Raw genomic sequence first — 12,750 nt, 5'->3', positions numbered from 1 at the left:
ATTTTCTGTACTCGGAAAATCATTCCGAAAGGATTTAACCATAAACAAATGCTGAATTGCGCAGTCACAAGTAGAATAAACGAGTATGCGTTCGATAGTGCGAGAATTCGCGACCGAGTTGTTCAACAGCAACGAAAACGGCGCCGGCGATCTGCTGCCGCCGCCTATGAGCCGTACGGCCTATGTAGCCTCATGCGTCATCAATCTTCTTTCTTTGGCGCTGCCGCTAACCATCCTGCAGATTTACGATCGGGTTTTGCCTAACGCCGCCTATGCAACGCTCACCATATTGCTTTTGTTACTAGTCGTCGCTGTCGTGACTGATGGCGTCCTTAAATACCTACGCTCAGTAGTGATAAACTGGTCGGCAGCAGCGTTTACCCACAACCTCACCGCCAAGGCTATGCAAACCATGCTTTCCGGACGCCCTTCAGCGTTTGGAAAGGTTTCAACAAGCGAACATCTCGAGCAACTAAATGCGATAAACGGGCTAGGCAATCACTACTGCTCTCAGTCGCGTACTGTTGTGGTTGATATTCTATTCATTCCTATTTTTTCCTTGGTTATCGTCCTTATTGGCGGTTGGGTGTTTGCTGCTGTCGTTGGTTTGTTTGCAGTATTTTCCTATCTCGCCTTTAGGGGAACACAATGGCTTAACGCCGCTATTTCTGAGCGTGAAGAGTTTGACGCCAGAAAACAGGACTTCATCATTGAAGTTTTGCGCGCGATTCAAACCGTGAAGGCTTGCGCCATGGAGCCGCAAATTATGCGGCGTTTTCAACGCCTACAATCTGCCGCCAGCACAGTCACGCAGCGAATGATCAACCTGACTGGAGCGGCACAAACCTACAACAACGCCTATGCTTCGCTATCCACAGTCGTTATCGTCGGAAGCGGCGCTGCACTCGTCTTGAATGGCCGCTTAACCCTTGGCGCCCTCGCCTGTTGCATGCTGCTGTCTTCACAGCTGTTGCAACCCTTAATGCGCTCGCTTGCAAGCTGGAATGAAGTCAAATTAGCTCAGCACAGGCGTGCGCGCATTACATCCATTTTTGATTGCGCCGACGCCTACAACATGCAGCCTCATCGTTTTCAGGAACGTTTTCAGCCAAAGCCCGTAAAGCTGTCTAACGTGACCATAAAGCATGAAGGCGCCGAGCCTTTATTCTCAAATGTAAACCTTGATATTGCTGCAGGTGAATTCATCGCCATAACTGGCGATGATGGAAGCGGTCGATCGACATTACTAAGAGCGCTTGTTCAGGACGCGCCTATTATAGAAGGCGAAATCCGTGTGGGCGCAGATGTATGCGGCCCCAATGACCCCAACATATTGCGTCGGCATGTGAGATATGTAGGGCTCACCCCGGCGATTTTCAGAGGCAGTATACTCGAGAACATTACACTTTTCGGGGAAACGCCTGTTAAAATAGCGCTTCTGGCCGCCAAATTTACCGGCCTTGACGATGAGGTCATGCGCATGCCGCTTGGCTATGACACGCATTTAAAAAGCGCTACAGGAAATGACATCCCAGCGCCAACAGCACAGCGTATAACGTTGACGCGCGCCTTGGCCATGCGACCCGCTGTACTCGTTCTTGACGAAGCAAATACTCTTCTGGATCTCGCCGGAGAGCAACGATTTATCGAAGCCTTAGGCCGACTTAAGGGGAAGATAACAACGGTTATCGCAACACATCGGCCCTCCCTTCTTCGCCTCGCAGATAAGACATACAGCATTTCAAATGGAACGCTTGTTCATGAGAGCGAAACGCCAGAAGTAAAGATAATCGCATGATGACGACGCCAGAGAAAAAGAATACGGCGCCTAAGGAAACTGATGCTGTTGTTGCAAATCAGGAGGCACTACCTGTTCAAAGCCCGGTTGGGATGCTACACGCGCGTCTCCGCGCAGCCTTCAGTCGTGACAATTCGCAATCAAATGCGGCTGATACTGATTGCCTGGTTGTACTTGAGCAATTCCTTAAATTGACCGGCTGGGCTCAAGGCCCTAGGCGTATATTTGAATCGATGCCTCATGCAGATGAGCTGTCTACAGTCTCCGCTTTCCGCTCGATGCTTTTCCATCTTGGCTTCACGACAACTGCAGAACCAGCCTCATCGAAAAATCTGCGGACAGAATACCTCCCTTGCTTTCTCCGTTATGAAGACGGCTCTGTGAAGCTGGCGGAGCAGCGCAGTCGTGACAGCGAGATCGTAATATTCGATCCTTCGACCGGCATGCGCAGCTCGCATAAAGCCGAGGAAGTGCACGCCACAGCAATTTTTCCGGAAAAAATTGAAAAATCAGACACTCCGCAAAACGCTCCGCAAAACTCTTGGACGGATCAGCTTTTGTCTGTCTTTTCCCCGCATATCCGACAAATCTTTTACATCAGTTTTATCATCAATATCCTTGCTCTGGCCCCGCCTATCTATGTTATGGCGGTCTATGACAAAGCCGTCGCCGCAAAATCATATGATGTATTGGCCGGCCTCACCGCAGGAATCGCCATTATCATTGCCGCAGATTACCTCCTCAGGAGAATTCGCGTTCAATTGCAAGCCTATCTAGGCGCACGGCTCGATGAACAACTCAACGAAACAGCCTTTCGTCACCTGCTTCATCTGCCATTGTCACATACCGAAGATGCGCCGATCGGCTCTCAGCTCACCCGTTTGCGCCAGATGACATCGTTGCACGAAGCTTTCACAGGACCTCTTGCAAGCGCAGTTTTCGATCTTCCTTATATAGCGCTGTTTATAATTGTGATTGCTTTTATCGGCGGCTCTCTCGTATGGGCGCCAATTTCCTTGATCGCGATTTATGCGCTGGCCGCCTGCTGGGCTATCCCAAAGACTGGAGCCTTAATAAAAAAATCCGGTGAAGCACGCTCTCATCTCAACAATCTGATGGTCGAAGCCGTGTCTTCCCAGAAAGCTATTAATGATTTGGCGGCCGAGCATGTCTGGTTACGCAGACATCGCAAATTATCGGCCGAATCTGTCGTAGCGAATATGAATGCGCGCCAAATAAATTCTCTCTTGCAAATCTTCTCACAATCCATGGTCGCACTTGCGGGCGTGGGTGTACTCGCTTTCGGCGTCACGATGGTAATCGACGGCAACCTTTCCGGCGGAGCCTTGATTGCTGTGATGGCTCTATCCTGGAGAGTCCTCGGTCCAATCCGCAATCTGTTTCTTACCGGCCTTACACTTGGTCAGACTGTCCAAAGCCTGCAACAAATCAACCGGCTGGTCCGGCTGCCGCTTGATCGCGAACCGAATGCAGGGCCCTCAATACCGCGGAGTTTCAAGGGTCACATCATCGTAGACAAGGTTTCATTCCGTTATGCGGGCCAACGCGAACCTTCTCTTCGGAGCGTTTCCTTCGAAGCACGCCAAGGTGAGCTTGTATGCCTTTATGGTCGCAGTGGGTCCGGCGTCTCAACAATGCTGCGCGTTATTCTAGGTCTTTACCAGCAGCAAGCGGGCTCGATCTACATAGATGGTCTTGATCTTCGCCAGCTTGAACGCGGAGAATGGCGTCAGGCGATTGGCGTCGGGCTACAGTCGCTTGATCTTTTTCATGGCACCGTCGCACAAAATATCCGCCTCGCCCGGCCTGACGCAACCGATAGGGACATTGAGGCGATCGCGTTTCGTCTTGGCATTGACCAGTATTTTGGCGGCGCACTCGAGCTGGGTCTTGAAACACGATGCACGACGATGGCGCGCTCAGCATGGCCGGACCCTCTACTGAGCCGGATCAACCTTGCTCGCGCGTTCATTAAGGAAGCGCCGATTTACATTCTTGATGAGCCAGCCGTCAGCCTCGACCAAGCTGGCGAACAGGCGCTGCTGTCTTTGATTGAAGAAAAACGCCAAAACAGCACAATTATTATGACAACCCAGCGGCCAAGCCACATGCGCATAGCAGACAGAGTCGTTTGGCTCGACCGGGGCGCCGTACGAGACATCGGTGCGCCGGGTGAGATTGTTTCAAAAGTCCTCGCGGCATGAGTAGCGAAAAACAGAGTAAGATCATGCGTAAACCAACCATACAAGTGGCGGCAAGACAGGAAAAAGTTGGTGAGAGGCATGGCCTATCACTTCCCCTTGAGCTGGAAGAAGGAGCGCCTCCGCACCTTGCGAAAGCCGCGATGGCTATCATCAGCGGGCTTTTTATTCTCCTACTGGTATGGGCGAATATCGCTCATGTGCGCGAAGTTTCTGTCGCCACAGGTCAAATTGCACCCTACGGATCTACGCGAGAAGCCGCACATTTTGAAGGCGGCATTATAGAAGAGATACTGGTCAAGCCTGGCGACATAGTTACAGAGAAACAGGCTCTGGCGAAGCTTCGTCCGGAAAGCAGCGGCGGAGAATTTGATCGCCTCACCGCCAGACAAGCCAGTCTGGAAATCCGCGCCGCTCGTATGGCGGCACAGGCGGAATTGGACACTCCAGATTTTGCAAAATGGCGGCAAGAATGGCCGATGCTGGTCAAAGAGCAACAATCTATCTATGACGCAAATCTAGCCCAGCATGAAGCGATTATGGCTACTTTTGTTTCGCGGGAAACTTCAGCGAAAGCGGAAGTGACGAAAGCTGAAGCGGAATTAAGGGCGGATACAGACCTTCTCCAGTTCGCAAGAGAACAGCTTGCCATTCAGGATGAGTTGATTGACGAAGGGTTCACATCAAAACAAACCTATTTGCAGGCCAAATCGAATGTGGCAAGCGCGGACGCCGCGGCCATCGTAGCGCGCACGCGACTTGACCAGGCACGAGATTCCTTGAACGCGGCCGCCGCTGACCGCGCCGGCGCCGAAGCAGAATATAAAAGCCGTCTCTCGGAAGAGCGCGCTACCGTTCTGGCAGAACTTGCAGAATTGAAAAAGCCGTTCATGTCATCCCGCGACAGATCAGATCGCCTGGTTGTAAGGGCGCCCGTGTCGGGTGTGGTTAATGACGTTTTTGTGGATGGAAGCGGCGATGTGGTTCGTCCAGGCGGGGTCATCGCCGAAATAACGCCTACAGGCGCAGAATATTTTGCAGAGGTTCGCATTGAACCAAAAGATATCGGTCATATTTCAGCGGGGCAGTCCACGAGCATAACCGTGACGACTTTTGACCCCAACCGCTATGGTAAGCTTTCGGGCGACGTCTCACACATTTCCGCCGATAGCTTTACCGATGAACGCACCGGGAAAGCCTACTACATTGCCTATATTGCCCTGAATGAACAAAAAATTGGCAAGGGCAGCTACGCCCATGCACTCTCCTCTGGCATGGAAGTACGCGCGGAAATCGTCACACAATCCCGCACGCTAATGCAATATATCCTGAAACCTGTATCCAGGTCGCTTGATCGTGCGTTTAGCGAGCGTTGAATTTCTTCGATTGGTTAAAGCTTAATTAACAGTGCATTTTTCAAAAATGACTCTGCTTACCAATCTTCACATTTTCTTAATCGTCAATTCTAGAAAACCGCCAGTCCCGACCCACAACCAGAAGACATGCCGCCGTGACAGATGTCAGATAGCTGCGTTTCACACCAAATTTTAAGCTTGTGCGCTTAACTAGATACAAACTCAGATTGCTACGGATCCGGCTGTAAAGCCTTTACGTCAGTACAAAAAAAAGCGGGGCTACTAGCGTGGGCAATAATCAACAATCTGCAGAAACGATTGTCCTTGATGAACGGTTAGATCTCACTGCTGCGAGCGCCTTATGCGCGGCGCTGATAGAGCAGCGAGGAAAACCTCTAACAATCGATGCGGAAAAAGTTGAACACCTCGGTTCACAGTGTTTACAGGTGCTTATCTCTGCGGCCCTTACCTGGCGCGCGGATAACGCAGAACTTTCATATTCTGGGCGGTCATCGGCTTTTACCCAATCCCTTGAGAACTTCGGGGCGCCGATGGATGCGCTTGTAACGGGAGGGGATCTATAATGGCTTTGACCATTTTAGCTGTCGACGATTCACGGACGATGCGAGACATGCTCACTTTTGCTCTTAGGGATGCAGGGTTCGATGTTTCTGTCGCAGAGGACGGGGTTCATGGGCTGGAAGTGCTGCCGGATGTTCGGCCTGACGTTATCATTACTGACATGAATATGCCGCGTATGGACGGCCTTGGTTTTATCAAAGGGGTTCGTGCTGACGATTCTTATCGCGCGATACCAATCCTCGTTCTAACGACCGAAAGCGGCGTCGAGCTGAAAACAAAAGCGCGCGAAGCCGGCGCTACTGGCTGGATTGTCAAACCTTTCGACAAAGAAAAACTGGTCGCCGCTATTCGTCGCATCGCTGCTTAAGGAGCATCTTTCATGGATCCGATGGAAGAGATAAAACAGACATTCTTCATTGAGTGCGAAGATCTTCTGGAAGAGCTGGAAATCGGCCTGATAGCCATGAATGACGGCAGCGCTGACGCTGAAACCGTCAATGCAGTTTTTCGCGCCGCACACTCTATTAAAGGTGGCGCAGGCGCCTTCGCTCTCGATGACCTTGTGCGCTTCGCGCATAAATTTGAGACGACACTGGACGAAGTCCGTCAAGACAGGCTTGAAGCCGGCCCTGATGTAATGAAGGTGTTTCTCCGGTCAGGCGATATGCTTGCTGATCTGGTGCGAAATTCCCGCGATGGTGTTGATATCGATGGCGGCGCTATCGACGATCTCATCGCAGAATTAGAAGCATTCTGTAATCCAAACGGCGCAACCGCCGAGCCAGAGGAAAAAGCAGATTTTCAACCTGTCCTGCTTGATATAGGCTTGGATATCGACCTCAGCGATGAAAATGAGGCGGACACCCCTTCATCAAACGTCTTTCATATCTTGTTTCGCCCGCGCAAAGAACTTTACGCCAATGGCAATGAGACAATGTTTCTATTGCGTGCGCTCACTGATCTGGGTTCTGTGGAAACAGAATGTGATTTTAGTCATGTTCCCACGCTTGACGAACTGGATCCTGAAGGGTCGTGTCTGGAGTGGCGAATTACCGTCACAACAGAATTCGATGAAGCGCAAGTTCGTGAAGTTTTCGATTTTGTCGAAAGCGATTGCGACCTTGAAGTCACGAAAAGTGATGGCGCCCCTTTAGGAGCGCATAAGGGGGATCAAGAAGACTCTAATGAAGATGAAACTGTCTCATTAGAGCCAGAGGAAGAGCATGTTGCAGTCGCGCCTGTTATAGACCCCATCGCGCCAGAGCCATCGGCGCCTTCTGCGCCAGCGCAGAGTGAAAAGACCGCAGCAGCCACGAGCGACAAAAGCGGCGGCGCAAAAGCGACCATACGTGTCGATCTTGAGCGTGTTGACCGCCTGATCAATCTCGTCGGTGAGCTTGTCATCAACCAGGCCATGGTTTCTCAATGCGTGGAAGAGGCTGGCTCACGGTGTCATACACACTGTAAACACCAGCCCCAGCAGGCATGATGACCAACGCGCCAAGAATAATCTCAGACGCAAAAAAACTGGACCAATCCATGTGCAAGCCCCGTATGTGTGGGCCGGTTCCACAACAATCTGCATAATGAGCGTCTTGCAGCGGCGCCGGTTCGATGAACTATCGCTGAAGGTCGTGAAAATAGATTTAACTCGCACGATTGCGGAAAGCTTAATGCTCCTTAACCAACTGAAAGACGTATATTTTTCGCAATTTGTGCAGAATTAAGGCGCGTTCCATATTACCCGCCCAAACAGTGACGCCCGTCACACCGAGAGCGGCGAGCCTCGGGTAAGACTTCCTTAACGATGCGAAGGCCCAACCGGGCGAAACGACAAGGAAAGGAAGACCGCCATGCGCTACGCTAGAACATTCGGTTTCATCTACGCCGCCCTTGCGGCTGCGATCTTTCTTCTATCGGCGCCATACGCGTCCATGTGATCCGCGCAATCAGCCCATTGCGCGCATGAACGGCCGGGTCCAACACCCTCCCGGGCCCGGCCGTCAACCTTCCCCGCGTGAGGTTCGCCCTCACGCGGATTTTTTTGCTCCCGCCCCAAAGAGTTAACGAGGGAATAACCGTCGAGTCGTGACATAATCACGCCATGAACCCCTGCACCGCCTGTCTTCTTCTTTTCGCCGCCGCCTGCGGACGCGAGCCGATGGCTATTCCCCCAGCGCCGAGCCTCAAGCCCGAATGCGGCGTCGCCTCCTATTATCATGGCGCCCTGGCGGGCAACCCCACAGCGAATGGCGAGATCTACGACCCCGCCCAGTTCACCGCCGCGCATAACACCCTGCCCTTTGACACCGAGGTCACAGTGCGGCGCCGTTATGACGGCAGCGGCGATGGCGGCGAGACCATCCGTGTGCGCATTAATGACCGCGGCCCCTTTGTCGAGGGCCGCATCATCGACCTCTCCCCAACCGCCGCGAAAGTTGTCGGCATTTTCGGTGAGGATGGCGTCGCGGAGGTGTGCCTGGTGGAGGTGACGCCTCCCGAAAGCTTATAGGACGGCCCGGCGCTGCACCGCACCATAGATGACCGTTTGTGTTTGCCCGGCGCGCAGGTCTAGAGTGCGGCCAAGCTTGAGGCTGTTTCCATCCAGCGTTGCGTCCCGCTTCGGGTTTTGTCGCCGCCCCCGCGCCTTTTGGCCGTTCCGGGGCCGTTCAACCGCCTTCAGGGAAACCACTCTCATGACCATACGCAAGCTCATTATCGCCGCCGTGGCGCTCAGCCCCGCCGCTGTCGCCGCCGGCGCCCTCGCCGCCGCCGTGCAGGACCCCCCCGCAACCGGGGAAGCGGCCGAAACGCCAGCACAGAAAGCCGCGCGCGAACTCTGCACCGAAAGCGCCGCGCCCGGCGCCTATCCGGGCTGGTCGATCCGCCGGGGCGAGACGTGCCAGAACTCCTTCGCCGATAGCTGCACCATCGTGCATGACGCCGACGGCGCCGAGGCGAGCCACACCTGTTATGTCCCGCTGCCCATGCCGGAGGAACCGGAAGCCGAGCCTCAACCGGAACAGTGACCCCGGCCCGGCCAGCGATTAGTCCCCCGCCGGCGTTTTTTCGCGAGCACCTCACGATCATACCAGTGAAAAATGCGCGCCATCAGAGGAAGGGATTCCTGCTCCGGCAGAGACAGGAGGTCCGCATAAAGCTTTTCATATTCCGCCTTCTCCGTGCGATGGCGCACTGGATCGTTGGCGAAGCGCGGCGGCGCCTCATATCGGTCGCGAAACTTACAGTCGCGATAGCCGAAACAGCGCGGGGCGTTGTCGGTGACGGAGATGGGACAGCCGCAGTCATAATCGCGCGGGCTCGCCGACGGATCGCCCGCCTTGCGCCGCTCTTCGGCCAGCGCGCGCGGCGTCAACACCTTCGCCGCATATCGCCATACGATCTGCGCCGCGACCAGCGGATCCGGCTCGGCAATCCCGGCCCACTCGGAAAGAAACCCTCTCCCCGACTCCGTTTCCGGTATGTCCGTATCCATATTTAGAAAGCGCGGCTTGGTCGCCATGGCGTCACCTCTATTTGCTCTTGTCCCATAGGGTTCCGGCGCCGCGCGGCAATGACACGCGAGCGTCGTAAGGGAGAGAAGCGCGAGACGCAAAACTTCCATCCTGAGTTACAAGTCCGGAGGCTTTGCGCCTCGCGCCAGAACGTTTTTTCGAACCGGCGGGACCGGCCGTAATCATGACCGCCGGACGGTTTTACCCGCCAGACGTTGCGCCATGAGAAAGCCCGGCCTCTGCGGCCGGCGGGCGTTCAGGTCTTTCCGTATCGCAAGACCTTCGCGCTCGCGCGCTCCCGTCCGGACCGAAAGGAAACGGTGGCCTCCCGTCTCTCATGCCCGGACGTGGAAGCATCATAAGGCCGGTTCGGAAGTGGTGGATAACTATTCACCGATACTGGGTTTTATTGAAGAATTCCGGCGTTATGCAGCAAACGCAGGAAGGTGGAAAACCCGCCGGAAGGCGCTGGCAACACTAGGCGCTACCCTTATTCTTTTTTCTGTGTTCGGCTATTTCGGCTTGCTCGGCCTCCCATTCCACAACCGGGAATTGCTTGCGCTTGACCCTTTCGATGGGGCTCACGACAGCAATGCTGCATTGAAGGGCAGAGTGGTTCTCAAAGGACTGGCTGTTCACATAGACAACAAAGCGCTGCCGCAGCTCGTAATTGAACGCATCGACCCAATGGACGAGAAGATCGTACCCAAAGGTCGGAAAGCCGAACCCGGTGTTTGGAAAGGCATCTTTCAGCGCTTTGACTACCACATAGTCGCAAGCTACGGCGGATACCGCCTCAATTTTCTCGTTTGGCCTCATGTTTTGGAACGAACGCCACGCATCCTTTATTCTAGGATTTTCAGGCTGTTGCGGGTCTCCGCCATTAACTGGAATCATCAGAGTTGGCTTTACCCTGACCTCGTAAATTGGCGTCTGCCCAGAAGCCACAATCTCGAAACGCAGACTAAAACTCGTCAGGCCCGGGCGCAGGTCGAATATCGTCAACGAGAGTGGATTGAGGGTGACATAGCTTCGAGCTTGGGCCTCGCCTATCTCGCGGGTGACTTCTACTGCAGCCCAAGCTGCAGCATTGGCTTGCTGCGTAGCCCACAGGGTCATAGTGAGCGCAGCCAAGCCGAGGGCGGTAAAAATCCCAATCCAGCGCGTCCAATGCGCCATAGTCTCTTGGGCAAGCAAATCTGCTTCGGTGGTACTGGACGTGCTGTCGCCGCTTTCATCGGCATTTTCTGCGCCGGTCTCGGTACGCTCTTCTTCGGAAGCGTTGCGCTCGATGGAAAACGTAAAGCCTCCGTCCGCGTTAGAGCCTACGGTGTAGCGCTTGCCTGCGTCATCACTTTCGCTGGCACTGTTTTCTTCCCTTGCTGACGGTTCTGTCGGCTCACACAGCCACGCAATCGCAACTAGCGCAGCCGCTAGTCCGAAAGCGAGAGCGTATGGCACCCAATTGCGCTTAGGCTCTGTAATAGAAACACCGCCGAGAATTTGCCCCTGGACAGCTTATTCTTGATGTTTGCTTCCTTTTCTTCAACGCCTATCTCCGCCAGCTTTTCCACTAGCCCGGCATAGGTGACGCCTTTGCGTTTCAACTCAGCTTTCAGGAGGTTGCTGACCCTCTTTTCCCATTCTGTTTCGCTCATTTAGGTACCGTTTATGTGACTTTTTTCACCATAAACGAGACCATGGGTATTGTAAACAGTACCTAATGGTACTATATACGATGCGCAAGGCATCGGAAACAGTACCATGACGCAACATTTTCTCCTCTCAGCAGCCTCCAAGACCCTGAAGTTAAAGGACATTTATCAGGGCGGCGAGGATGCGGCCTACGCCAAGTTCTGCGCTCTCCGCTGGCCTGAAAATGACGGCGAGGCGGTTTGCCCGCGCTGCGGCTGCTGTGAGGCCTATTCGATCAAATCGCGCCGCAAGTTCGAGTGCAAAGCCTGCAAGCATCATTTCTCGGTCACGTCCGGGACGATCTTCGCCAGCCGCAAGCTGTCCTTCATGGATATTCTGGCGGCGATCTGCATTCTCGCGAATGCAGCCAAGGGCGTTTCTTCGATCCAGTTGAGCCGTGACCTTGGCGTGCAATACCGCACGGCCTTCGTTCTCGCCCACAAGGTCCGCGAAGCCATCGCAACTGAAACGACAGAGACGGTCCTTGACGATGAATGCGAGATTGACGGCGCCTATTTCGGCGGCGCCGTTCGCCCGCACAACATCGAAGCCAAGCGCGTTGACCGCCGCCTGAAAGAAAATCGCTCGCCGAAACGCCGCGTTGTCATCGCGCTTCGCGAGCGTAATGGCCGCACCCTGACGAAAGTCGCCCGCCGCGAAGCGGAAGGCGTCGAGTTCGCCATGGAGCGCCTTGACCGCACGGCGCGCCTGAATGCGGATGAAGCGAGCCATTGGGATGCGCTGGAAATGATCTTCCCGCTGAAACGCATCAACCACAGCGAGGCGTATTCGCTCAACGGCGCCTGCACCAATCAGGCGGAAAGCTACTTCTCGCGCCTGCGCCGCATGGTTGGCGGCCAGCATCACCACGTTTCGGCGCAGTATCTTCACCAGTACGCCGCGCACGCCGCATGGCTTGCCGATCATTGCCGCGAAAGCAACGGCGCGCTGGCTAACCGCATCGTCCGCAACGCCATGACGGTGCCGGTCAGCCGCCAGTGGAAAGGCTACTGGCAGCGTCACGCCGCCGCTTAATATCCTTGCGGGCCTGCCGCACCTTTTCAGAAATCACGCCCAAGAGTTCGCCGTCATCTTCCCATTCCATCTTTTCAAGGATGATGGCGGCGATTTCCCCATGGCTTATCTCGGCTCCATGCTTGCGGATGGCGGCCAGAACAAAGCGCCGTAGCTCGCCCCGCCGAAACATGGCGCGGCGCTTCCTCGGCGTCTTGATGCTTTCAGGGTTGCCTTCAAAGCCCATGATTTTCAGCGTGGCGTCTACATGGCGGAGATTGCCAAGCAGCAGGCGGCGCTGGCGGTCCAGTTCGTCAATATCAGCGGCGATAGACGCCCGCCGCGCTTTCAGTCCGGTAATGACATGAGTTTCGGCCATGGGCCGTTTTTAGGATTCACACGGCCCACAATCGACGTTATTCTTCCTGCGTTTGCTGCATAAGGCCGAAGAATTCGCGCCTTTGGGGTGTTTTTCCCGTTTTTGGGGTGTGGATTTTGGCGCCGCCCTTACCCTCTCCCGCTTCACGCGCTGCGCCTCTCCTCCCCCGTTTACGGGGGAGGTGTCGAGC

The 12,750-nt window shown here is 54.5% G+C and carries 13 protein-coding genes; 9 read left to right on the top strand and 4 right to left on the bottom strand.

The window, feature by feature from the left end; genetic code table 11:
- Positions 1 to 85: 85 nt before the first annotated feature.
- The 8 genes from ACFOOP_RS14530 (at position 86) to ACFOOP_RS14495 (ending at position 8,986) form a co-directional block, all read left to right on the top strand.
- A complete protein-coding gene (locus ACFOOP_RS14530) occupies positions 86 to 1,798 on the top strand; it encodes an ABC transporter transmembrane domain-containing protein (RefSeq protein ID WP_379881838.1) in 1,713 nt (570 codons plus the stop codon).
- Entirely contained in the window at positions 1,795 to 4,023 is a 2,229-nt protein-coding gene (locus ACFOOP_RS14525) for a peptidase domain-containing ABC transporter (protein WP_379881836.1), read from the top strand. Before ACFOOP_RS14530 ends, ACFOOP_RS14525 begins: the two co-directional genes overlap by 4 nt.
- Before the next feature lie 23 nt (positions 4,024 to 4,046).
- Positions 4,047 to 5,396 (top strand): HlyD family type I secretion periplasmic adaptor subunit, encoded by a 1,350-nt coding sequence (locus ACFOOP_RS14520; RefSeq protein WP_379881835.1) that lies wholly within the window; start codon positions 4,047 to 4,049, stop codon positions 5,394 to 5,396.
- 266 nt (positions 5,397 to 5,662) lie between these two features.
- Positions 5,663 to 5,959: an STAS domain-containing protein gene (locus ACFOOP_RS14515; protein WP_379881833.1), complete on the top strand. Its 297-nt coding sequence runs from the start codon at positions 5,663 to 5,665 to the stop codon at positions 5,957 to 5,959.
- A complete protein-coding gene (locus ACFOOP_RS14510; protein ID WP_379881832.1) occupies positions 5,959 to 6,324 on the top strand; it encodes a response regulator in 366 nt (121 codons plus the stop codon). Before ACFOOP_RS14515 ends, ACFOOP_RS14510 begins: the two co-directional genes overlap by 1 nt.
- A gap of 12 nt (positions 6,325 to 6,336) precedes the next feature.
- A complete protein-coding gene (locus ACFOOP_RS14505) occupies positions 6,337 to 7,446 on the top strand; it encodes an Hpt domain-containing protein (RefSeq protein WP_379881831.1) in 1,110 nt (369 codons plus the stop codon).
- A gap of 672 nt (positions 7,447 to 8,118) precedes the next feature.
- Entirely contained in the window at positions 8,119 to 8,469 is a 351-nt protein-coding gene (locus ACFOOP_RS14500) for a septal ring lytic transglycosylase RlpA family protein (protein WP_379881830.1), read from the top strand.
- A 184-nt stretch (positions 8,470 to 8,653) separates the two neighbouring features.
- A complete protein-coding gene (locus ACFOOP_RS14495) occupies positions 8,654 to 8,986 on the top strand; it encodes a hypothetical protein (protein WP_379881829.1) in 333 nt (110 codons plus the stop codon).
- Here the strand turns inward: ACFOOP_RS14495 and ACFOOP_RS14490 are convergent.
- The 3 genes from ACFOOP_RS14490 to ACFOOP_RS14480 form a co-directional block, all read right to left on the bottom strand.
- Positions 8,971 to 9,480 carry a hypothetical protein gene (locus tag ACFOOP_RS14490; protein ID WP_379881828.1) on the bottom strand — a complete coding sequence of 170 codons (510 nt, stop codon included), beginning with the start codon at positions 9,478 to 9,480 and terminating at the stop codon, positions 8,971 to 8,973. The two genes, ACFOOP_RS14495 and ACFOOP_RS14490, sit on opposite strands and share 16 nt — an antisense overlap.
- 469 nt (positions 9,481 to 9,949) lie before the next feature.
- Positions 9,950 to 10,933: a hypothetical protein gene (locus tag ACFOOP_RS14485; RefSeq protein ID WP_379881827.1), complete on the bottom strand. Its 984-nt coding sequence runs from the start codon at positions 10,931 to 10,933 to the stop codon at positions 9,950 to 9,952.
- Positions 10,906 to 11,130, bottom strand: coding sequence for a DUF6471 domain-containing protein (locus ACFOOP_RS14480; protein WP_379881826.1), 225 nt, complete (start codon positions 11,128 to 11,130; stop codon positions 10,906 to 10,908). Before ACFOOP_RS14480 ends, ACFOOP_RS14485 begins: the two co-directional genes overlap by 28 nt.
- Positions 11,131 to 11,236: 106 nt before the next feature.
- Here ACFOOP_RS14480 and ACFOOP_RS14475 point away from each other — a divergent pair, with 106 nt between their 5' ends.
- Positions 11,237 to 12,202 carry an IS1595 family transposase gene (locus ACFOOP_RS14475; RefSeq protein WP_379881825.1) on the top strand — a complete coding sequence of 322 codons (966 nt, stop codon included), beginning with the start codon at positions 11,237 to 11,239 and terminating at the stop codon, positions 12,200 to 12,202.
- Here ACFOOP_RS14475 and ACFOOP_RS14470 read toward each other — a convergent pair.
- Positions 12,156 to 12,560, bottom strand: coding sequence for a hypothetical protein (locus tag ACFOOP_RS14470; protein WP_379881824.1), 405 nt, complete (start codon positions 12,558 to 12,560; stop codon positions 12,156 to 12,158). The genes ACFOOP_RS14475 and ACFOOP_RS14470 overlap by 47 nt on opposite strands.
- Between the last annotated feature and the right edge of the window lie 190 nt (positions 12,561 to 12,750).

The organism is Hyphococcus aureus (assembly GCF_042643165.1).
In the GTDB taxonomy this organism is placed as follows: domain Bacteria; phylum Pseudomonadota; class Alphaproteobacteria; order Caulobacterales; family Parvularculaceae; genus Hyphococcus; species Hyphococcus aureus.
This window is presented reverse-complemented; position numbering and strand designations above follow the sequence as displayed.